Origin of the sequence: Cnuella takakiae (assembly GCF_001953305.1) — a bacterium.
Lineage (GTDB): Bacteria > Bacteroidota > Bacteroidia > Chitinophagales > Chitinophagaceae > Flavisolibacter > Flavisolibacter takakiae.
Genome location: NZ_MTFE01000010.1, coordinates 1,715,566 through 1,735,981 on the forward strand (window position 1 = coordinate 1,715,566; position 20,416 = coordinate 1,735,981).

The 20,416-nt window shown below is 45.5% G+C and carries 22 protein-coding genes and 1 pseudogene; 14 read left to right on the top strand and 9 right to left on the bottom strand.

The annotated features are described in order from the left end of the window. Positions 1-3: 3 nt before the first annotated feature. The 7 genes from BUE76_RS07665 to BUE76_RS07695 form a co-directional block, all read right to left on the bottom strand. Positions 4-300 carry a DUF5681 domain-containing protein gene (locus BUE76_RS07665; protein WP_073043700.1) on the bottom strand — a complete coding sequence of 99 codons (297 nt, stop codon included), beginning with the start codon at positions 298-300 and terminating at the stop codon, positions 4-6. 2 nt (positions 301-302) lie between these two features. Next, positions 303-803 carry a hypothetical protein gene (locus BUE76_RS07670; protein WP_073043703.1) on the bottom strand — a complete coding sequence of 167 codons (501 nt, stop codon included), beginning with the start codon at positions 801-803 and terminating at the stop codon, positions 303-305. Between the two features lie 4 nt (positions 804-807). Continuing rightward, positions 808-1,890, bottom strand: a complete 1,083-nt coding sequence (locus tag BUE76_RS07675; protein ID WP_073043705.1) for a DUF6371 domain-containing protein — start codon at positions 1,888-1,890, stop codon at positions 808-810. Positions 1,891-2,044: 154 nt separating this feature from the next. Further along, positions 2,045-3,172, bottom strand: coding sequence for an AAA family ATPase (locus BUE76_RS07680; protein ID WP_073043707.1), 1,128 nt, complete (start codon positions 3,170-3,172; stop codon positions 2,045-2,047). A gap of 4 nt (positions 3,173-3,176) precedes the next feature. Further along, positions 3,177-3,458 carry a helix-turn-helix transcriptional regulator gene (locus BUE76_RS07685; RefSeq protein WP_073043708.1) on the bottom strand — a complete coding sequence of 94 codons (282 nt, stop codon included), beginning with the start codon at positions 3,456-3,458 and terminating at the stop codon, positions 3,177-3,179. A 3-nt stretch (positions 3,459-3,461) separates the two neighbouring features. Continuing rightward, positions 3,462-3,647 carry a helix-turn-helix domain-containing protein gene (locus tag BUE76_RS07690; RefSeq protein ID WP_073043711.1) on the bottom strand — a complete coding sequence of 62 codons (186 nt, stop codon included), beginning with the start codon at positions 3,645-3,647 and terminating at the stop codon, positions 3,462-3,464. A 436-nt stretch (positions 3,648-4,083) separates the two neighbouring features. Beyond that, entirely contained in the window at positions 4,084-6,090 is a 2,007-nt protein-coding gene (locus BUE76_RS07695; RefSeq protein WP_073043713.1) for a PAS domain-containing sensor histidine kinase, read from the bottom strand. Between the two features lie 276 nt (positions 6,091-6,366). Between BUE76_RS07695 and BUE76_RS07700 the strand changes: the two genes are divergently transcribed. From BUE76_RS07700 to BUE76_RS07720, 5 genes are all read left to right on the top strand, one after another. Beyond that, on the top strand, positions 6,367-6,861 hold the full coding sequence (locus tag BUE76_RS07700; protein ID WP_073043715.1) for a nuclear transport factor 2 family protein: 495 nt from the start codon (positions 6,367-6,369) through the stop codon (positions 6,859-6,861). 672 nt (positions 6,862-7,533) lie between these two features. Then, a complete protein-coding gene (locus BUE76_RS07705) occupies positions 7,534-8,070 on the top strand; it encodes a hypothetical protein (RefSeq protein ID WP_073043717.1) in 537 nt (178 codons plus the stop codon). 192 nt (positions 8,071-8,262) lie between these two features. Then, positions 8,263-8,808, top strand: a complete 546-nt coding sequence (locus BUE76_RS07710) for a hypothetical protein (RefSeq protein ID WP_143157312.1) — start codon at positions 8,263-8,265, stop codon at positions 8,806-8,808. A gap of 328 nt (positions 8,809-9,136) precedes the next feature. After that, positions 9,137-9,421 carry a hypothetical protein gene (locus BUE76_RS07715; protein ID WP_073043721.1) on the top strand — a complete coding sequence of 95 codons (285 nt, stop codon included), beginning with the start codon at positions 9,137-9,139 and terminating at the stop codon, positions 9,419-9,421. Between the two features lie 122 nt (positions 9,422-9,543). Continuing rightward, complete coding sequence (locus BUE76_RS07720) at positions 9,544-10,068, top strand: hypothetical protein (RefSeq protein WP_143157313.1); 525 nt, start codon at positions 9,544-9,546, stop codon at positions 10,066-10,068. A 10-nt stretch (positions 10,069-10,078) separates the two neighbouring features. Here the strand turns inward: BUE76_RS07720 and BUE76_RS07725 are convergent, their stop codons facing one another. Then, complete coding sequence (locus tag BUE76_RS07725) at positions 10,079-11,446, bottom strand: site-specific integrase (RefSeq protein WP_073043724.1); 1,368 nt, start codon at positions 11,444-11,446, stop codon at positions 10,079-10,081. Positions 11,447-11,880: 434 nt separating this feature from the next. Between BUE76_RS07725 and BUE76_RS07730 the strand changes: the two genes are divergently transcribed. From BUE76_RS07730 to BUE76_RS07780, 9 genes are all read left to right on the top strand, one after another. After that, complete coding sequence (locus tag BUE76_RS07730) at positions 11,881-13,110, top strand: site-specific integrase (RefSeq protein ID WP_073043726.1); 1,230 nt, start codon at positions 11,881-11,883, stop codon at positions 13,108-13,110. Positions 13,111-13,211: 101 nt separating this feature from the next. Then, complete coding sequence (locus BUE76_RS07735) at positions 13,212-13,733, top strand: hypothetical protein (protein WP_073043728.1); 522 nt, start codon at positions 13,212-13,214, stop codon at positions 13,731-13,733. A gap of 9 nt (positions 13,734-13,742) precedes the next feature. Then, entirely contained in the window at positions 13,743-14,432 is a 690-nt protein-coding gene (locus tag BUE76_RS07740) for a nucleotidyl transferase AbiEii/AbiGii toxin family protein (protein WP_073043729.1), read from the top strand. A 1,637-nt stretch (positions 14,433-16,069) separates the two neighbouring features. After that, positions 16,070-17,005: a toprim domain-containing protein gene (locus BUE76_RS07755; protein ID WP_073043735.1), complete on the top strand. Its 936-nt coding sequence runs from the start codon at positions 16,070-16,072 to the stop codon at positions 17,003-17,005. Between the two features lie 157 nt (positions 17,006-17,162). Then, entirely contained in the window at positions 17,163-17,531 is a 369-nt protein-coding gene (locus BUE76_RS07760) for a plasmid mobilization protein (RefSeq protein ID WP_073043737.1), read from the top strand. Beyond that, on the top strand, positions 17,528-18,511 hold the full coding sequence (locus BUE76_RS07765) for a relaxase/mobilization nuclease domain-containing protein (protein ID WP_073043740.1): 984 nt from the start codon (positions 17,528-17,530) through the stop codon (positions 18,509-18,511). Before BUE76_RS07760 ends, BUE76_RS07765 begins: the two co-directional genes overlap by 4 nt. A 38-nt stretch (positions 18,512-18,549) precedes the next feature. Beyond that, positions 18,550-18,951, top strand: coding sequence for a patatin-like phospholipase domain-containing protein (locus BUE76_RS07770; protein ID WP_073043742.1), 402 nt, complete (start codon positions 18,550-18,552; stop codon positions 18,949-18,951). 185 nt (positions 18,952-19,136) lie between these two features. Then, entirely contained in the window at positions 19,137-19,451 is a 315-nt protein-coding gene (locus BUE76_RS07775; RefSeq protein WP_216820639.1) for a helix-turn-helix domain-containing protein, read from the top strand. A 466-nt stretch (positions 19,452-19,917) separates the two neighbouring features. Then, the gene (locus tag BUE76_RS07780; protein WP_143157314.1) at positions 19,918-20,136 is read left to right on the top strand and encodes a hypothetical protein; all 219 of its coding nucleotides are present in this window, start codon (positions 19,918-19,920) and stop codon (positions 20,134-20,136) included. On the opposite strand, the pseudogene BUE76_RS07785 reads toward BUE76_RS07780, so the two are convergent. Further along, positions 20,069-20,351: pseudogene (locus BUE76_RS07785) on the bottom strand (integrase core domain-containing protein); the annotation flags it as partial. The gene BUE76_RS07780 and the pseudogene BUE76_RS07785 sit on opposite strands and share 68 nt — an antisense overlap. Positions 20,352-20,416: the final 65 nt, after the last annotated feature.

The following is a 20,416-nucleotide window of genomic DNA, read 5'->3' on the forward strand; positions in this document are numbered from 1 at the left end:
CTTTTAGTTGTTGGATCCTTTTACAATCCGGTTATACAATTCATCCAACTGTTCATCGGTTAGCCTTTCTAGATCGATCTCGTTGGATATGCTTTGCATTTTGGGCATCACATAAGGCAGTAGGTCGGTGTAAGCCTTAACCTTATCGCGGCCTTCCAGCTTTTCGAATTCTTCTGCGATGACTGGAAAGTTCTTTTCCAGGAAGTCGCTCATCAATTCCCGGATCTTGCTTGTTGCTTTGTTGGCGGAACCTTTGGGCCTGCCCTCCGGATTTCCTGATTTTCCTTTTTCAAAAGGCATGGTTACTGTTTTTTGTTGTTGTTTACAATTGATGGAACGTTTTGGTATTGTGGCACCTCAAAGCCTGCAGCCTCCCATTGAGCGAGGAAGTCGGGAAAGGTTTTGCAGATCCAGTAAAAGCCGCCGGCAGATATGATGCGCTGTTGCTCCTTCTTTTGGGCTTCCCTCTGCCGGTCTGCACCTATTTTAATCTCGATGGATAGGGAACGACCCTTGTAGGTGCCGCGGATATCGGCTATTCCTTTCCGGGTGTTTCCTTTGGTCCATTTAACCTGTCCATTCATCACCCGGGGCATGCCCATTGTGTTGGTGCGGGAAGCTTCGCCATGGGGCAGGAAGTTGATAAAATCTTCTATTGCTGTTGTGAGCCCGTTGGAGGTTGTATCGTTGTATGGCTTTGTCTTGAGTGCATAGCCTCCGGATAGATCAAAGAAGCCGGGGGATTTGGCCTTGATGTGCTCCAGCTTCATCCGGCGGAGTAGTTGTTTCCAGTTGGGGTACATGGTTTTACTGTTTTACTTCTGTATTGTAATCCCACATTACCGGGTAACCAGCATCTGTAAGTGCTACACCTGCCGTTTGATCCCTGATTAAAAGCAGGTCGGCTAAATCCTGATCCTGCAGGTTTTCTCCTAACCGTTTTTCTAGCAGGTCGGACACCCGGAACCGGCCAGGTATAGCCTCCCTAATGCGGTCCACCCTGTCACACCATTCCTGGTAGCAGGTTTTGCCGGTTTTCTTGTTGAATATGCCATGATCGGGAAAGAAGGTAACCGAGCGTCCTTTTAGTGCCTGGTAGGTTTCGTATTCACGCCACCGGCAACCGCTGGCACCACCTGTTGCAAGCCATACGCAGCCGGGCATGTAAACGCTTGCTATAATGGCCGTCTTTTCACTTTCCGTGATGCACACCCGTTGCTCATTTGTGCTTTCAGCAAGCAAATGCTGCCCAAAAAAGACCTGCTGCAGGTTTAGGGCTTTGGTGCTTCCGTCAATGTATTTGCCGTAAATAAGGGAGCATGGCCGCTCTGTTGTGATGGTGTCAAAGGATCGGGTAAACCGGTTGTATTGCTCTACTGTGGCGCCTTCCTTTACCCGTTTGCCGGTTGCCTGGTTGTGTAGCATGATTTTGATTTGCCGCACGTTGCCGGCTGTATCAATTTGGGGGAATACCGCGGCGCCTTTCCAGTGCCGGGAAGTGCCTATCAGGTATTCCTCGCAAAGCTTGCCGGCTATCCTGCCACCAAATAGTGAGGTGAGGAAGTGGTGAAAGTTGTTTTGCTCATAATTGCGGAGTGATTGGTATAGGTAATGCCCTGGCAGAAAGTCCACCGGCTGTACCGGTTCGGGTGCCTGCGCTGATCGCTGCTGCCAGGCTTGCGGCCGGTCGTTTCCTGTTTCCTTCTTCCATTCGGACCATTTGTATTCGTAACCGCAACCTCCTTCCCGGTCGCATCTGCCTATGTGGTCTGGCAGGTATTCTTTTGTTTCGGAATCAACTACCCGGACGAACCTTTTCCGGCCACATTGTGGGCAGTTGTGCTTTTTGCTGGTTTTGTCAAGGCTATAGCGGTAAGTGAGGGTACTCATTTGGGGGAGTGTCAAGATGAATAAAGAGTGTGTAGGTGGGGGTATTAGTATCAGGTATCAGGTATCACCCTATATATAGGGTGTGATACCAATCGATACCATTCCTCAAGTATTAAATAATACCTTTTGATACCTAGTTGATACCTAATACCTGTCAGGCTGCTTGCCTATAAAACCCGTCCGGGTGGACATCGATTAGCCCGGCTGATTTCATCTCCTTGACTTTGGTTTTTGCTGTTTGTGCAGCATAGCCTCCCGTCTCGGTAATTGCCTTGCACAAATCCGAATAGCAAAGGGCTTTGGGGGGAGCCAGCACCTTTAGGGCCAACAGTTCAAGTTTTGCCTGACTGTTGTTTTTGCGGGTTGCTCCGGTCCCGGCTACAGCTGATGCATCAGTAGTTATAAACATCCCGGCATCATCGCACCATCTGTAGGCGCTGGTAATTGGTGCACTGTTGCGGTTCTTACCGTTTTCAAATTCGGTGGTAATGATGCGGGTGGCCTCATCCACCTTTTTTGCCAGTAGTACGCATTCAGACTCCCGGCACACTTCGGATCCCAGGTGCCCGCGGGGTTTGCTTGCATTTATACCGGGGTTTGGGTGCAGGGTGGTGATGATCGATACTTGGTGCTTTACGGTCATCTCTCGCAGCCAAATGCGGCACTCAATAGCTTGTGCTAAATCATTGACATCTTCCACCAGGTCGCCCGCACCATCTATGATCACAATACCATATTGGTTTTCCTGCAGCATCTGCTCAATTATCTTCTTACGTTCTGCTGCCCGGCTAATGGATCGAAGGCCAACCAGCATAACACGGTCGATGATAGTTCCTGGGGCAATGCTTGCCCGTTTACACATCCGGTAAAAGCTATTCCATACATCTGTTGTCGTGCGTTCGTTGTCAACGAATAGCAGGCGCCCACACAATAAGGAAACAGCAAAGCCTAATGTATCAGCCTCAGGATTCAGGATGTTCGCTGCGATGCTTTCCCCGATACTGCTTTTACCAACCCCAGGGAGGGCAATAATAGAAAGAAGGTTTTGGTAAGTAAGTACTGGAGTACCGCTGAGGGTAAGGAGTGCAGGCACCTCTGGAGGCTTATTATCCCACGTAGGAATAAATACATTCTTCCAGAAACTAGGCAGCTCATTATCCGTCTGCAAAACTTCATTCTGAATATCTGAGGTTGTAAGCGTTGGCGCTTTGTTATAGCGAGCTAAAGGTGTATCTTGTTCCGGGTTTTGAATTGTATTTGACCCGCTATTCTGTTTAGCCATGGAATCAGCGGGTTTTTTTATTGTTAGACTCTAAGGCTTCAACTATCCTGGGCCAGTTATAACGAACACTGCCTCCAAGCTTAAAGAATGGGATCTTGCCGCGCTTCTCATAGAGCCTCACTGTAGGCTCCGAGACAGCCAGGCGCTTGCACAATTCTTCTCTTGTAATAATTTCTGCCGGCTGTGGGGTTGATTGGGGTTGCTGTGCCTGCAGCATGTTGTTGATGGCCGCGGCTATCTCCTCAAGGCTGTAGCTTGAAAGGAGCAATTTGTTTGTTCCTTCCATAGCTTAGGAGTTTGTGGTTTGGTTGTTGAGGAATGCCTGAATCTCTTCCGGCTTGTAGCGTGTTTGCCTTCCGGCCTTGTGCCCTTTCAAGGTGCCGGCTTTTTTCCATCTGTTGAGGGTTGAAACAGATACACGGAGGTAGCTCGCTGCCTCCTTTTTTGTGAGCAGGGTTGCGTTTGCCTGTGACATGAAGCATAACAGTTAAAAGATTAACCGCTAGGCAGCATAATTCATAATGAAAAAGCGCCTGGTAAAAGGCGTGATTGCAACAAGTGCAATGAAGGCGAATGTGTGGGGGCGAATGTGGCGGTAGTAGTAAGCGGTATCAACCATCGGCTGACAGGGTAAAAGTAGCACAATAGTTCAATAACAAGCATAAGGGTGTAAAAAAATTTATAGCATTTCCCTTTTTTATGAACTCCTGAAATTCAGGGTGCACCTTTTTTACGGTTTCCGAAAAGTCATCCAGCCTTCTTTTTTATGGAATGTAATAATTTCCCAAGCCGCCTTTTTTTCGGCGTCGGAAAATTCAACTTTACTCTTTTTTCTGTACGGGTTTATTCAGTATTGGGAAAACTGCCGCATGCATCATAATGACTCTAAGGTTGAACTCAGGAATTGCTAATTAAGCTGGCAAGTAAATTTTGAATGCAGACCCTACCCCTGGCTGACTTTCTACCTCGATTAAGCCATCATGATTTTCCACCACTTTTTTGACAATAGATAGACCAACTCCTGTTCCACTGTATTCGGCTTTGCCATGTAGGCGGGTAAACATCTGAAATATTTTTTCACTGTATTCTGACGCAAAGCCAATTCCGTTGTCTTTAACAGCAATAAGATGATAGGCTTTGCTGTCCTTCTCCACTTCTTCAGCCAGTATTTCAATGATCGGCAGTTCATCAACCTTACTGTATTTGATGGCGTTGCTGATTAAGTTTTGAAGTAGCTGTTGCAGTTGTCTTCTGTACCCAATCACCACTGGCAGCTTTCCAACAATGATTTTCGCTCCTTTCTCTTCAATGTCTAAATCCAGATCCTCCAGTACCCGCTGCACTTTTTCGTTCAAATCAACTTTTTCCCTTTCGTGAGGCCGCTGACTAACGTGGGAATAGAGAAGCAAATCATCAATCAGGTTTCCCATGCGCTGGGTAGCATTTTCAACTCGGCTAAACGTTCGAACCTCGTTTTCGTTTAATCGGGAGGCCAGCTGCTCCCGTAGCTGCTGGGTAAAGAAATGAATCTTTCGGACGGGTTCTTTCAGGTCATGCGAAGCGGCATGTGCAAATTCTTCCAGATTTTGGTTGGAACGTTTTAATTCCTTATTCGTCTTCGCTAATTCAGCTGTTCTTTCCGCTACCACTTCTTCAATCTTTTGGTGGGCTAATACCTGCTCCGTTACGTCGATGGCAACGGCCAAAATGCCCGATATTTGGCCATCACCTTCCCGCAAAGGCGTATATGAGAAATTAATATAAACGTCTTGTACGATTCCTTCCCTGGGCAAGGTTACTTTTAGTTCTTTGGCTGAGAAGGGTACACCTGTCTGCATAACGGTGGTCATCAGTTCTTCATAACCTTGGCTTTTTGCTTCAGGAATGCCTATAAACAAGGGCTTGTTCATGACATCTTCAGCCTTTTTGCCCCAGAATTCGAACATGCTGTCGTTGGCCACTTCAATGACAAAATCAGCACCTCTGAAGATACACATAGCGAAGGGTGCTTGTATGATGGTATTGCGGAGATTCTGAGCACTGAGCTTTAGTGCCGCCTCAGCTTTCTTTTGCTCTGTAACATCTCGAAACAGCAGCATCACTCGTCTGCTTTCTTTACCAGCTAAGGGATAAACAAAAACATCAAACCAGCGGTTCATAGCCTCTGAACCTTCTTCAAAACGAATGGATTGTCCCGTACGTGCAACATCACCATACAGTTTAAACCAATGAGGCTCCAGATTAGGAATCAGTTCACGTGCGGTTTTGCCCAAGGCGTTTTGCAATCCGGTTTGTTGTTCAAAGACAGCATTAATTTCAATGAAGCGATAATCAACAGGATTGTTGTTTTCGTCAAAGATCATTTCAATGAGACAGTAACCTTGATCCATAGATTGAAAAAGGCTGCGGTACTTGGCTTCGCTTTCAATTATTTTTTTATGAGCTTGTTGAAGTGCCTGGTGTTCTTCCTCCCTTCGTTCCGACTTTAAGAGGTCTGTAATGTTTTCTGCGGTATGAACAATGTAGATAACCTCACCTTCAGCGGAGAAAACCGGCTTATTCACTGCGCTCCAGTAGGTTTCCGCTAACTGGCCATCCGAATCGGTGACATCATAACGCTGAATGGGCAACTGGTGCGGTTCTTTTTGTAGCCGCACAAGATCAAAAGAGGCGCTAACATCATTGCCTCCAGTATCGGCAGGATTTGCTGAGTTTGGCGGAAAGGCTTCAAACATGCCTTTGCCAATAAGCTGTTCTTTTGTTCTACCGGTTTGAACAAGGTATTCAGGAGTCGTCGCCAAAATGGTATAGCGTGGCGCATCGGTTTGTAACAGAATACAACTGCCCGGCAGTGCTTCAAAAAGATTGGTGTAATAGGGCTCAGGTATCTGGAACTCGGTTGAAGGCTCTTGTATCATATTGCAAGAATTGAAGATAGGAATTATGGATTATGTAACTGCATTCACCACATAGGTTTTCCGGAAGCTAAGGATTACGTAAAGAACTAGTTATACAAAGGGTAACAAGCCCGCCGTTAACATTGAATTTGTGAAAAACTGGCTCATGTGCTAAATTCAACAGCAAATAATATTGCAACACTCAAGCAAAAGTGAAGCGATATCTTTCCATATGTCATTCCTTCACAAATGCTTCTCACGTTGGCTGCAAGCGACACAAGACATCAATAAGTCAATATGAAAAGGCTAAGAACTGCTATTTTTTATGTATCCTTTGTTTGTATTACTGCTGCTTGCTCTGCTTCCCGAAAAAGCAGTAGTGAAGTAACAAAGCCATTCGCAACGGCATCGAGAGACTTATATGACACCATTGCTCACATGGACAGCTTGTTATTTGACGCATTCAACAACCGAGATCTTGACAAACAAAAAGCAATATTCGCTACCGACCTTGAGTTTTATCATGACAATGGAGGTTTAACAAACTACGATCAGTTAGTTGATAATACTCGTCGGCTTTTTGACCAAAACAACGGGCTAAGAAGAACGCTTGTACCCGGAAGTCTTGAGGTATATCCTATCAAAGACTATGGAGCTATTGAAATAGGTATGCATAGGTATTGTCACCCTGAAAATGGAAAGGACGATTGCGGAACATTCAAATTCGTTCATATCTGGCAGAAAAGACCCGATGGTTGGAAACTAACAAGAGTAATCAGCTATGGACATTGAGCTTACTGAAGTTTGTTTGCGATTAGAGACCTGTCAGCAGTTAATCGTGCATTGGCAATATGGCGGAGGGCCAATTAAATAATCGGCTGCAAAGGGTCAGGAGTGGATATAGTTGGCACCAGTCAGCCTTTGTCCACCAATTATCTGCTATTTGCACCAGCATTTTAAACACTGCAACCATGTTTACTTGGCGTGGTTTATAGCTTTACAGGTTCAGTTCAATTTTTTGCTGGGTTCATTTTCCCATCTTTTCGTTGGTTTTCATTTTTACAACCTGCAAATCAAAATTTCTCCTATTATTAGCCATTTTGTAAATCCATAAGTTCGATATACCTGCTCTACCAAAGTCATATTGTTTGTCTTAGTAATCTGGGTGATATTGCCCCCCTTGTAGCATCATTCCTAAAGTTGGGGTGCATCATAGTTTACAAAAAGGATTGAATGTGTGTATAGGAATAGAAGAAACTAGTTTGTACTTTGAACATTCATAAATACCTGGCTTTCTCAATATCACCTATTTACTGCTACAGGTAAAATGCATCATAAGCCCGGGATGCTTCAAGTTAGTGTCTGAAACTTAGGCTTTCCCAGTTAAAATAAGGTATTGCTCCAATGCAGATTTAAATGTGCAGTCTGCTTATAGGTTAAGGTTGTACTTAAAACAGAAAGATTATGAGTAACAGAATGCTTATTCTAATCGTTGTGGCTAATGGCCTAATAGGAACTGCTGACGCACAAAAAGGGGATAAAAGCATTGCCGCTGGTTTACTGGTTGGACTACCCGAGAATGATGTTATTTACGAGGATAACCGCGACTGGGACTATGGTGTGGGATTAGAAGGGGTTGGGCAATTAAACTTTACGGATAGAAGTGCTGCTCTTCTTCAAATCCAACTCACCCGCTTTTCTGGATATAGCTACAACTTTCTTGATCCAAATGGGCCTACCAGGGCCCCTACTTCTGCCTTAAGCTTATCTTTAAAGGCAGGGTACCGCTATCAATTTACCAAATCCGGTTTTTTTGCAAATTTATTGGCAGGTGTTGAAACTAATGGTTTGTATAGCTCTGCTGCATTGGGAATAGGTAAAAGGATTACAGTGAAGGAGATTTACTTTCTTGATGTTGGAATTGATTATTCAGGTGGTTTTGTAAGGCGGTACAACATAAAAGCCGTATTCAGCATTGTAAGAAGATCGAAAATTGATTAAACTCCGATTGATGTCAATAATTAGTGCCCCTTCTTATTATTTTTGGTAAATGGGCACGCTCACCGTTTTGCCGCTGTTTTTCCTCTTTATGGCCTGCAAATAGGTTTAGGAATATTGATAATGGGGTTCACTCACAATCTAGGTGCTCTTACAGGTTTGCAATATGTTTGCGCAGAATTTTCAATCCACCCCATGAAAAAAGCACTACTAGCAACCTTTTCCCTTGCTACTATGACCGCCGGCGCCCAAGACTTAACTTTACCACAGAAGATTGGCATACCCTTAAAGGATGGCGCCGTAGTTTATGAATTGGTAGATACCATCAAAGCCAGTCAGGAAAAGATTTACACAGCACTTAAGGCGGCAACTACCGAACTCTTTTCAGTTTCTGGTGCCTATATCATTTCCGCCAGCCCTTCAGAGGCCACCATATTGGGGAAAAGCAGCCTGCCAATTGCCACTAAATTGCCTTTAACAACAGTAAAAGGGAGTTTAGTCTTTAACTATGCGCTCCAGGCAAAAGAGGGTAAATACCGCATCTTGCTTACTGCATGGGAGGGCGCTAATGCTGTTTATGCCCAAAAGGGTACGCCGATACTTGAGGTTTATACTACAGGCTTAGGTTCGTCTCCAAAGTATAGAGAGCGCTATTTGACCAGCTTCCATGAAGCGGTGCAGGCTGCAATGCTCAATTTTAGTGCGAACATAAAAAAACAGCTTACATCGCTGGAATGGTAACTGATCATAAGAAATATTGTTTAGCCCCGAGCCTACTGCTCGGGTCTTTTCTATTTTACAACTAGCTTGCAAGACCCTGGCTAAACTGCTCTCTTTTGCCCTTCGCTTCTGGAAGCACAGCACAAGCATGTGACCCTTAGTTTTCGGCAATTTTTTCTTTTTACGGCCTGCAAATCGGAATTGCGACCCCTTTTTTTGGGCACGGAAAATTCGGATTTAGTAAACTAGGGAAAGAATGAATGTTTTTGAATGATCAATCTTTTGCAGATATTCATTACCTGGGAGTAGTTTTCTCCTCATTAAGCAACCAGACGTTTACTTATTTCTTATGGAGTTCTATACATTAGAGGATGCTCAGTATTTGCAAGAATACTACTCGGGAAAAGTCATCGGCAAAGCAATTGAGCCTTCAATGCCCGACTGCCTTATTAAATATATTGACCTTAAAAAAGAACCATTTACTGAAAATATGTATCAGGTTGTGGCTTTTGGTGAGGTCGGAAAAGGAAACATCATTCCCAGGCGGTCTATCCATCTAATGGCATTTAACTTGGGCTTGCCTGATCCCATGTCTGTATTAAAAAATCGTGATCAGCACTTGAATAACACTTGATTAATCAAGATAAACCCGGCGCGGTGGCCGGGCATTTGATTTCTATTTGATTAGTCAAATCAAGTTGCCTTTAGTAAAAAACTGAAGGTTAATTTTAGAATACTATGACCCAATACCAAATCATGAAATCATTTGCCCAAACTTATTGGGCTGCGCTTCCTCATTATTGGAAAGCTGAGCAGTCATTAGATAGGTCTTATTCGGCAATTAGATTTAGGTCTGAGTTTTTCCAAGCTTTAAAATGGCTGATAAAGCATTCAGGAACCTTAGTTCCACCGAGGGCAAGCAACGAAGCGTTAGATATTGCAAGTAGTTGTGGTATCGATTTGTTTGCACTTCATTGGAATAACCAGTGTACTGCAGAAAAACGGATAACAGGCCAGCGGGGTCGTAAAGTGTTTGTGCATGAACATGAATTGCCTGTAAGCGTGATGTATGCCAAAATCTTAAAAGCATCTTCGGAGATCGAAATACTAAATATTCTAATGCACCAAAAGGTTGCTTGGATTACAAAAGATGAAGACAAAAGGTTACATAAAACAGAAAGAACAATGCTTTCCTATTCAGATGCGGGGATTGCTATTCAAAAGAATCCATATGGTGACAAGTGGATGGATCGAGATTGGGTAATTTTAAGTAAGGTGTAACATAACCAGTTCAAACCGCTTCAAGGGGGGCAGCAGGTGCCGCTCCCCAAGCTTTGGCCATTACCGCTTTTTTACGTTCTCCAGCCACATCGACATAGCGTTTAAATGACTTGTATGTGGTGTGGCCCGTGATCGCCATTACTTCCTGTGAAGCCATACCCTTTTCAAGTGATAGGGTCGCAAAGGTCCGGCGGCCTGAATGTATGGTCACCAAGTCATGCTTCTTTAACACTTCAGATACCTTTTTTACTCCATACTCCCGCACCCGCTCGATGGGTGTATCGATCCCTGCCAGCTGGCAAAGCTCCTTTAGGTATAGGTTTGTCTTTTGGCCGCTGATGATGGGCAGGGGCTTTAATCGTTCCTTGTATTTATCCAGTACTGCAGCGGAGTATTGGTTTAAAGGTATGTCCAGCTTTTGCCCGGTTTTTACCGCGGTCTTCTTTATGCTGCCATCTTTCCGGATGTGGGCCCGTTTAAGGTCTGCCAGGTCGGAGTAACGGAGCCCGGTTGTGCAGGAAAAGCAAAACACATCCCGCACTTGCTCCAGTCGTTTGTTTTCGGACAGATCCAGCTCCCAAAGGCACAAAAACTCGCTTTCAGTAAGTGCAATCACTTCATAATCGCTATCCTTCCGGCTTACCTTGTAATCCCTGTAGTCCTGCCTTACCGGTATCTTATAAATGGTACGGGCATAGTTGAGCAGGGTTTTAAGGGTGCTCATTTGCTTTGCGCTGGTGGTGTTATTCATCGGATCCACCGCGGCGCCCTTTTCATCTATCCTTTCGCTGACCAGAAATGCATGGAAGGAGCGGAGGGTGGGCACATCCAAACCCTCAAAGGTTACCCGCTGCCGGGTGTTGCGCTCAAAGAAGGCAAGATGGGCAGCCAGGCCGGTGTAAACCTTAATGGTGCCCTCTTTGTGGGTAGTTGTTACATCCTTTGCAAACTGCCGGATAAAATCAACAACATAGGTTTTAGGCTGTTCTTTGGCAGCCAGGGGCCGCTCTGTAGCTTTTAGGGTATCAACTACCATCTTTGCAGTAAATGTGGCTTTATCCAGTCTGAAACGGGCTTCTACATCGGCAACTTTGCGCTTTGCTTCTTCCAGCTTGCTGTTTAGTTCTTCTACCTCGCCGGCCATTAGGATCAGTTCCGCGGCAACATCGGGTGCAGCCTTCTTGGATGCTTTCTTGTCAAGGTAAACGGCCAGCTGCTTGTTTGCATCCCAGTTCAGGGGCAGCAGCTTTACGCCCGGCACTCCATAATATTTGCGCTCGCCTTTAACCTGATAGATGAGGTGCACCGGGCAGGTGCCGTCTTGGTTGGGTTTATCGGTACGGAGCCAAAAGCGGATGGTTGTTTTATCCTTAGCCATGAGAAAAGAATTGCTACCTTCTAAAGTTAATAGGTAGCAAAAAAGGTAGCAAATTTTGGTATCACTATTTTTCGCCAGTTTTCCTTTTATAATACCCTTGCCTTTATAATCATGCAGTTTCGGCAGTATAAGTGTTGTTTAGAGAAAGGCAAAAAAAGAAGGTTCTAGGGCTGTCTTCCCGACGGAGACAAAAGTCAAAACACACTTAAAGCCCGCAAAATCAATGATTTGCGGGCTTTTTTGTGCACATCACAAATCAAAATAACTCACCGGAAATCAAATTTCTGGTGAGTTATTGGTGAGTCGAAAAGCCTGTTTTATCCCTTCTTAGCTTTGATAATCAAGGTATAAGAAACAGGCCCGGCCGCCCCGTCCGACTCACCAATAGCTCACTGGCGAAAGAACTGATTTTCAAACAGTTAAAGATTTGCAGGATGAGAACCAACAATTTACCCCGTGTGCAGTTCCTTGCACGGGCCTCGAAAGCGACCCCTAGTGAGGTTTCCCTTTATGTCCGTATCGCTGTCGGCAAGAGCCGGCTGGAGATTGCCCTGCGCAGGCGGGTGCCGGCAGAAGCGTGGGATCAGAGGAACGGTGCCGTGAAAAACAACAGGAAGCTGATGCAGGAGCTGAATCCTTACCTCCAGGATGTCCGCTATCGCATCATGGAAGGTGTGCGGGAACTGCACCTGGAGAAGAAGAAAGTGACGGCAAAGGCTATCAAAAACAGGTTCCTGGGCATCGATGAGCGTGATTATACCCTTTGCTGGCTCATGACCTACCACAACGAAAACATGAAGGCGGTGCTGGCCCCGGGCACCCTGAAGAATTACTTTACAACCGAGCGCTACCTGAAGTTGTTTCTGGAGCAAAAGCACCGGAGGAAAGACATTGAGCTTTCCGAGCTAAACTACCAGTTCATTACCGAGTTCGAGATCTTTCTGCGTAAAACCGGTCCGCTGATGGAGAACAACCCGCTGACCAATAACGGGATCATGAAACACATGGAGCGGTTCCGGAAGATAGTAACCATGGCAGCCAAAATGGAATGGATCCCGAAAGATCCTTTTCAGCAGTACTCCTTGAAATTTCAAAAGGTAGATAAGGCGTTCCTTACCCCATCTGAACTGGACCTGGTTGAAACAGCCGTCCTGCCTGTAGCAAAGCTTAATCTTGCCCGTGACCTCTTTGTGTTCAGCTGTTACACCGGTCTTTCCTATGCCGACCTGATGGGCCTGTCGCCCGCACATATTTGCATTGGGATGGATGGCGGTTATTGGATCAAAACCTCCCGGCTGAAAACAGATACCGCGGTGAATGTGCCGCTGCTTCCGCAGGCCATGGCGCTGATGAATAAGTATAGGGAAGATCTCAGGGCTGGAGTGCGCAATAGGGTATTTCCCCCACTTTCCAATCAGAAGGTAAATGCCTACCTGAAGGAGATTGCCGCCTGCTGCGGCATTCATAAGCCTTTCTCCTTTCATACCGCCCGCCATACTTTTGCCACCACGGTGACGCTTTCCAACGGTGTTCCCATTGAAACAGTGAGCAAGATGCTGGGGCATACCAAGTTGTCAACCACCCAGATCTATGCACGGGTACTGGAACGGAAAGTAGGGGAGGACATGAAAGCATTAAGCAAGCGGCTAGGCAGGGGACAGTAGATGAAAAAGGCTCAATTAATTACAGTAGACTGTAATGCATACTGCAAATAATTTACAATTTACAATTTGTAAAATGTAAATTTCCATTGTACTTTTACAGCATGGAACGCAATAATGGCATGCGGCCCCAAGATGTAGTAATCCTGCTGAAGATCCTGCTCTGGCAGGGGAGGAAGTGGCTAAAAAAAGACTTGGCGGCGGAGCTTTACCTTAGTCCAGCAGAAGTTGGCCACTCACTAAACCGCTCACAGCTTGCTGGATTGGTTGATCCTACACAAAAGAAGCTTATGAAAAAAGCTTTTGCAGAATTCCTGTTACATGGATTTGCTTACGTTTTTCCTGTAAAGCCAGGGAGCATGGCTATAGGTATTCCAACAGCTTACAGTGCGCCTGTACTGAATCAATATGTAGTTAGCTCCGAAACTATTGTCTGGCCCCACCCGGAAGGTAGAATGAAAGGCCAGTCGGTTTCCCCTCTATACAAAGGCGCTATTCAGGCAAGCCTGAAAGATAAAGCGCTTTATGATCTGCTTTGCCTTTGCGATGTGCTTAGGGTTGGACGGGTTCGGGAAAAACAAAAGGCCAAAGAGCTTTTGGAAAGCCAAATTTCTCAGGATGTTTAATCAAGTTTTATGGATTCAAGCTACCAGCAGAATGTAACCCGGATCAGGGCCGTGGCAAATGCTATGAAGCCGCTGGAGCAAAAAGTGGTATTTGTAGGTGGTGCAACGGTTGCCTTATACACCAACCCTGAAGCATCCATAGAGGTGCGCCCAACAGACGATGTAGACGTGGTAATAGAACTGGCTACCTATGGCAGTTATGCAAGGCTTGAAGAACGGTTGCGAGCAATCGGCTTTGTCAACGATCAGGAGTCAAAGGTTATATGTCGTTATAAGATCAGGGGCATTACTGTAGACATCATGCCAACAGATCCTGCAGTGATTGGCTTTAGCAACCGTTGGTACGGGGAAGGTTTCGAGCAGGCTGTTCTATATCCGATCACAGAAAGGGAAAGCATTTATATCTTTCCGCTAGAATATCTCATTGCTACCAAGCTGGAAGCTTTTTTGTCGCGGGGTAACATGGATTTTTTATTTAGCCATGACTTCGAGGACTTAGTGTACCTGCTGGAGCATGCCCGGGGCCTGGAAGAAAAATTAAAGGATACAACAGGTGGAATGAAAGCTTATATGAAAGCAACATTGAAGGTGCTTTCCAGTCATTCAGATTTTGAAGAAGGGTTGTATGCCCATCTCTCTCCTGCACACGCCCAATACCACGCAGACCGTATTCAGAAATTGATTGCCGCACTCATCTAAAGGAACTGATTCTAAGCCGGTAAACACTTCCGGATGTGTCATGGAAAGAAGAGCTGGAGTAACTTTTAAGCGGCTATGATACGGCTTATAAAGACCTGCTTTTCAGTATTCGTGTTCTGCTGTTATCTTGTCCTTCGACAGCCTGATTGGACTTTTGCCCGCCCAGATCTGAAGGAAATGGACGAGTCTTAAAGGACATTACCATTTAAAAGGCACTTGTGCCGCTTTATTTTATTTGCTTACAACCTTTGAACCTGCTACAAGTTATTGCTGGTGCTGGTAAAGCTTTTTGTCTCAGGTTGAGTCCATATTTGGTACTTCTTCCCCCACCTTCACCCAAATAAGCAAGTGCACCCATTTCCAGCAGTGCCTGCAGGTCCCTTGTGGCGGTTGCCTTGGAAACTTTGGTCACCGAGCCGTACTTGCCGGCGTTCATGCCGCCTTAAAAGCCTTTCGGCCCTCCCCCCAAGCATTCGACGAATCACCTTCATCTGCCGTTCGCCCAGCTTGTCTTTATAACAAAGGAAAAACTTTGCTTCCCGAAGGGTGAATTCCAGTTATTCCTCTGCGTCTGTTTGCGCTGCAAGTACCGTTTATATAAAATAGGTAATCCATGGGGTGATCTTATATAGCGCTATGCCTGCGACAAAGCCTCATAATAAGTGTTCTTATTCCTCTCTTTGATTTGGGAAAGGCTTAGCAGCACCGGCCTGCCAATTCCTTATGATCATGCGGGTCTCTTCCGGCAGTGCCCACACCATACCAGTCCGTTTTCCTGTCTTTCGGCCAGAAGAAAAGATCATCTGCCACCTCCTGGAGGGTATAGGTAAATTGAGGCCAATCCTGTCGCTGTCAGTTATAGGTTGCCATGAGCCGATTAGCAATATTATTCGGCTCAAATACATGGAAAAATCTGAGCCGAATGGCTTGGCTATTCGGCTCAGATCTGGTTTACAAACCCATCTTTTTGCAATAGGTAAAATGGAGCATACAATAGTCGTATCACAACTTATTTTAGTGCTGATTGCATCGAACTACCTATTCCAATAGATCTAACTATATGAGTGGGGAAACCAGCAATTTCACATGCAGCGGCTTGTCTGTTAATGCGCTATTTATTGTTGTTGTGCATAGATCCTCACTAAAGAATATTGCCTTATTTCTTATCCGTTTTAAACTCATTCCGGCCATTTTTGATATTAAATTGAACTCAGGAAAGCGGCAGGGCAGATGATGTAATAGGGTTTAATATCTTTTGCTCCCATCCACCTGATCCTGCCGGTTACAATTATTGCAGTTCTGATGATGCAGACTGGGTAAGCGTATTGATTTTGGCCTCAAAGTCAGAAATTTTAAAAAGAACTTTTCATGTTTTACCTGCAAATGCAATGAAACCGTGCCATCTAAATGACTATTCCTTTATAGGGTTGTAGGTAGCTGGTTGCTATAGCATTTTTCCGGGCATTCACATGCTGTTACTGGTCATATCGGCGGACAGCTATTACAAAGATGTGCAGGAGAAACATAAAAAGAATTTGGTTCTATGTATAGGCAATTGGGGTGGAACGAAATTGCCATGGTCCGCTACGATTGTTGCCGCTTAAATTTTTAATATTTTCCCATTAAACGTGCAGGCAATGAAACAAGGATTAAGGTGTGTGGATGCGCGGAATATTGACCTGGTATCGTACCTGGAAACGCTCGGATTTTCCCCGCAAAAAGTCCGGGGACAGGACTACTGGTATTGCTCACCCCTTAGGAATGAAAAAACTCCATCATTTAAGGTGGACAGAAATAAAAACCTGTGGTATGATCATGGAATTGGAAAAGGAGGTAACCTGGTAGATTTTGGGGTGCTGTTTTACGGCTGTTCCATTCGGGAGCTGCTGCAAAAGCTGTCAGGGAATGGAACACTGCTTTTTTCTTTTCACCCGCCTGTTTCTCCTGAAAAAGCAGCTCTGGAGGGGGATCAGGGCAGGTTGCAGATCACGACGGTACAGCCTTTATCAAACCCCCACCTTTTTCATTACCTGGACCTGCGCGGCATCGGGCATGCGCTGGCAAAACAGTACTTGGAGGAAGTCACCTTTGCCTTGAACGGCAGGTCCTATACTTCTCTTGGATTCCAAAATAATAGAGGTGGATTTGAACTCCGGAGCAGGTATTTCAAAGGCAGCAGTGCACCCAAGGATGTAACATTTTTCGACCATAAGGGTGATGCCGTCTGTGTTTTTGAAGGGTGTTTTTCCTTTCTTTCTTACCTAAGTTTAATGGAGAATCAAGGAGCGGCAACTGGTGTTCCACAGCCGGAAAAGGGGGTAAACTATCTTGTTTTAAACTCCCTTTCTTTCCTGGAAAAGAGCCGCGGCTTGATGGAGCGCTACCCGTCCGTCCACCTTTACCTGGACTGCGATGCAGCGGGGTTAAATGCTACGCAGCAGGCGCTCCAGTGGTCCCCAAAGTATAAAGACAAAAGCGCCTTTTATAAGGGGTACAAGGACCTGAACGACTTTTTGGTTCATCAGCTTAAGACCGGAAAAACCCAAGGCAGACGCAGGGGGCTCCATCTTTGAATTTAGGGAGCCAGCTATGTTTTGGCCGGGCCAAAACTTCAACCACAATTCTGGTCTGGTCTCATACATTGTATTCTGGTCGGCGGGTGAAAAGAAAAATGTTCAGGTATTGTAAGAGGCTAAAGCCACAAAGGAAGGGGTGAAAACAGGAGGGGGAATGGAAAGGAGAAGCAACAGGGGAGGGCGGCCCCGCAAGGAAGTACGGCTGGACCAGAAACTCACGGTCATGTGTACGCTGCCGGACCGGAAGGTCATTGAAGCCAGGGCAGGAGCCGCAAGGCTTACCGTTTCCGAATATTTAAGGAAGGTTGGGCTGGCTCAAAAGGTGAGTAAAAACGAAAAGGTATTGCCAGGGGAAGTGCTGGCATTTGCCGCTACCCTTAACCACCTGGCAGCCACCCTGGATGGGATTGCAAGAAAGCGCAGTGGCCCAGATGAGCTCGATGCCCTGCAACGTGCAGAGCTCCATTTTTTTTCGGGGCAGTTCAAACAACTGGCAAAAGAAATTAAATATTACATCCGATGATCGGCAAGGTAAAGACCGGTGAATCCTTCCGGGGCTGCTTGATGTACTGCCTCCATGATAAGGAGCTGAATGGTGGAGGCCCTGTAGTACAGGACCGGGCGGAGGTGCTCCTGTACAACCGTTGTTTTGGTTCGGACAAAGAGTTAATCCAGCAGTTCAGTGAGGTGCGGCTGCTCAACCAAAAGCTTGCAAAGCCGGTGCTACACCTTACGCTGAGCCTTGCCCCCGGAGAGCAGCTGCCAAAGGATAAGTGGATGGAGCTGGCAGCAGGGTGTGCACAGGAGCTGGGATTCCAGCACAACCAGTACCTGGCCGTTTTGCACAAGGACACCGGGCATCAGCACCTGCACCTGGTTGTGAATCGAGTTGGTTTTGATAAAAGGACCCTTTCAGATAGCAAAAGCTACAAAAAGGTAGCGGCGTTTTGCCGCAAAGTAGAAACCCGTTTTGGCTTGCGGCAAGTGCACTCTCCCAACAGGTTCCTGCCAAAAGAACAACAGGTCCAAAGGTTGGATAGCCGAAAGGAGGGACTACGGATGCATGTGGAGCAGGTGCTTGGGGGCTGCAGGACGCTTGCCTTGTTTGAAGAGCGGATGAAGGGTCTGGGCTACCAGGTTCTGCGGGGGCGTGGTATAGCATTTCTGGATGGCATGGGAGTAAGGACAAAAGGAAGTGAAATAGGTTACCCGCTTAACCGGGTTGAACAGCTTCTGGCACAGCAGGAGGTAAAACAAGAGCAGAGCAAATCCACATCATCAAATGAAGTTAGTGCAGGAAAATGTGCAGGTGACGAAAGGAAGAACGAGGCTGGAGCTCAGGTGGTTCAGCCTGCAATAGGAGGGCGGCACCAGGAGCAGCACTCTTCCCATAAAGCCTTGGAGCAGATGCTAAGGCCTGAGCAGGGAGGGAAAGGGGAGGCAGCTGACCCCAACCATCTGAAAAAGAAAAGGGTTAAGCAAAGGAAGCATACGCGTTTATGAAGTAACAACAGGTGGATTCATCTTGAAAAAAGTAGGCAATGGAACAGGACATTTTAGAAAAAGTGCTGAAGGAAATATTGCAGGAACTGAAGCAGCAAAATGAAGGCATGGCAGAGCTTAACCAAAAAGTGGAACAGCAAACCCAAAAAGTTCAAAAATTAGAGGATATGGTCTCTCAACGAACAATGCCTTCCTTGCATATTTCATCTGAACAGGCGTCAGAGATAAGGGAGGCACTTGTGGAACACTTCAAATCCATTCAGGAGGAAATTGCCCGGCGGCCCTCCACAGCTTTCATTCATAAATATTACTCGGTGCTGCCGGTTTCGTTCCGCGTGGAGCATTTTCCAATGGTGGTCAACACAACCATGAAGTGGATATTGGCCACCATCAGTTTGTTTTTCGTTATGTGGCTGATCGTGCACATGGTAGACAGGTAGGTAAGTGGATAAAGTATTCAGGTCTTTTGCCTGCTCTCTATAGGAATCTGGATTAGGTTCCTATTACTTGGTCTCGTTAACAGATTCCTTATAAAAATTTAAGGCGGATCGGGTAGTCGTACTTTTATCTTTGAAGGTAGTTCTTGAAGGCTTTTGATTGTTGTGGAAAAGAAAAACAGTGAGATATGGAAGCAAGGAGTAAGCATTTGCAACAGGCTACTGTAGAGCGGAACAGTCCTGCACAATACCAACTGGTCACCCGGGCTGACCTTGAACAGTTCCGAAATGAGTTGCTGAAGGAGATCAGGTACCTGCTTAGCCAGAAGCCCAATGGTTTGCAGAAACCCTGGCTAAGGTCACACGAAGTGCGCAGGATGTTACAAATTTCACCGGGCACCCTGCAGCATTTGCGGGATACGGGGCAAATACCATTTACAAAGCTTGGCGGTATTATTTATTATGAGCATGCAGCTATTAAAGCTAAGATGGAAAAGCTTTAATTAGTTTACACTATTAAATATGCATCAAAAATCCTGCACATGAAAGAGTTAGGGAAAAGAAACAAAAGTAGGGTTTTGATGATTGAAATGGAAAGAGGATAATTGGAAATGTTTTGCAAAGGGGAGATAAAAGGTGAAATGATATGAAAGCTCTGAAAAATAGATCTTTTATATATTTTGTATCGGAAAATGACCGGGTAACCTTTTAGTTGCTTTTAGTAGTTTTTTAGCTGCTTTTAGTCTCTGTTTCAATAGTTTAGAAAGTAAAGAGCTGCTTTTAGTATGGTTTATCCTGCTTTTAGTAGCTCTTTTTTTGTTGTTAGTTTGGTTACTATTTTATTTCAGCGGGACTTCATGGTTACTAACCGTAAAAAATGATACGCAACGATACGCATTGATACGGTATGATACAGTGATCTGACCACTGAGTTAGTAACCAAACATCATAGAAACCATGAGCAGCAACATGAAGATTTTGAAGACTTGCGAGTATTGCAAGCAGGAGTTGATTGCCCGCAAAACCACTTCAAAAACTTGTTCTGACGATTGCGCCAAGCGGTTATACAAGCTCAAACAGAGAAACAATAAGATTCAGCAAGCTGAAATAAAAGAGGAAATTAAACGTAAGCCGAAGGCGTTTGTAACAGAGGAGGATGTAAGTACCCCTTTTCACAGACAGTTTTAGGTTGGAGTTATTTCAGTTTGTAGTGTTTTGGCCTTCCATTCTTCAGGGGTCAGGTTGTTCAAGGCTTCATGTGGTCTTCTGCAGTTATATTCTTCCATCCATTCGGTTGTGAGTTGTTTCACCTGGTACAGATCAAAGAACAGATATGCATCCAGCACTGCTTCCCTATACACTCTGTTGAAGCGCTCAATATAGCCATTCTGCATAGGCTTACCGGTAGTATTACATAAACTGTGTCACCGGGCTGGTCTGTTACGTTGCTGCAAGGTCATGATTTTTC

Excerpts from the sequence above, each read along its gene's own strand:
- BUE76_RS07665 (WP_073043700.1), bottom strand. The coding sequence starts at position 300 with ATGCCTTTTGAAAAAGGAAAATCAGGAAATCCGGAGGGCAGGCCCAAA.
- BUE76_RS07670 (WP_073043703.1), bottom strand. The coding sequence starts at position 803 with ATGTACCCCAACTGGAAACAACTACTCCGCCGGATGAAGCTGGAGCAC.
- BUE76_RS07675 (WP_073043705.1), bottom strand. The coding sequence starts at position 1,890 with ATGAGTACCCTCACTTACCGCTATAGCCTTGACAAAACCAGCAAAAAG.
- BUE76_RS07680 (WP_073043707.1), bottom strand. The coding sequence starts at position 3,172 with ATGGCTAAACAGAATAGCGGGTCAAATACAATTCAAAACCCGGAACAA.
- BUE76_RS07685 (WP_073043708.1), bottom strand. The coding sequence starts at position 3,458 with ATGGAAGGAACAAACAAATTGCTCCTTTCAAGCTACAGCCTTGAGGAG.
- BUE76_RS07690 (WP_073043711.1), bottom strand. The coding sequence starts at position 3,647 with ATGTCACAGGCAAACGCAACCCTGCTCACAAAAAAGGAGGCAGCGAGC.
- BUE76_RS07695 (WP_073043713.1), bottom strand. The coding sequence starts at position 6,090 with ATGATACAAGAGCCTTCAACCGAGTTCCAGATACCTGAGCCCTATTAC.
- BUE76_RS07700 (WP_073043715.1), top strand. The coding sequence starts at position 6,367 with ATGAAAAGGCTAAGAACTGCTATTTTTTATGTATCCTTTGTTTGTATT.
- BUE76_RS07705 (WP_073043717.1), top strand. The coding sequence starts at position 7,534 with ATGAGTAACAGAATGCTTATTCTAATCGTTGTGGCTAATGGCCTAATA.
- BUE76_RS07710 (WP_143157312.1), top strand. The coding sequence starts at position 8,263 with ATGAAAAAAGCACTACTAGCAACCTTTTCCCTTGCTACTATGACCGCC.
- BUE76_RS07715 (WP_073043721.1), top strand. The coding sequence starts at position 9,137 with ATGGAGTTCTATACATTAGAGGATGCTCAGTATTTGCAAGAATACTAC.
- BUE76_RS07720 (WP_143157313.1), top strand. The coding sequence starts at position 9,544 with ATGAAATCATTTGCCCAAACTTATTGGGCTGCGCTTCCTCATTATTGG.
- BUE76_RS07725 (WP_073043724.1), bottom strand. The coding sequence starts at position 11,446 with ATGGCTAAGGATAAAACAACCATCCGCTTTTGGCTCCGTACCGATAAA.
- BUE76_RS07730 (WP_073043726.1), top strand. The coding sequence starts at position 11,881 with ATGAGAACCAACAATTTACCCCGTGTGCAGTTCCTTGCACGGGCCTCG.
- BUE76_RS07735 (WP_073043728.1), top strand. The coding sequence starts at position 13,212 with ATGGAACGCAATAATGGCATGCGGCCCCAAGATGTAGTAATCCTGCTG.
- BUE76_RS07740 (WP_073043729.1), top strand. The coding sequence starts at position 13,743 with ATGGATTCAAGCTACCAGCAGAATGTAACCCGGATCAGGGCCGTGGCA.
- BUE76_RS07755 (WP_073043735.1), top strand. The coding sequence starts at position 16,070 with ATGAAACAAGGATTAAGGTGTGTGGATGCGCGGAATATTGACCTGGTA.
- BUE76_RS07760 (WP_073043737.1), top strand. The coding sequence starts at position 17,163 with ATGGAAAGGAGAAGCAACAGGGGAGGGCGGCCCCGCAAGGAAGTACGG.
- BUE76_RS07765 (WP_073043740.1), top strand. The coding sequence starts at position 17,528 with ATGATCGGCAAGGTAAAGACCGGTGAATCCTTCCGGGGCTGCTTGATG.
- BUE76_RS07770 (WP_073043742.1), top strand. The coding sequence starts at position 18,550 with ATGGAACAGGACATTTTAGAAAAAGTGCTGAAGGAAATATTGCAGGAA.
- BUE76_RS07775 (WP_216820639.1), top strand. The coding sequence starts at position 19,137 with ATGGAAGCAAGGAGTAAGCATTTGCAACAGGCTACTGTAGAGCGGAAC.
- BUE76_RS07780 (WP_143157314.1), top strand. The coding sequence starts at position 19,918 with ATGAAGATTTTGAAGACTTGCGAGTATTGCAAGCAGGAGTTGATTGCC.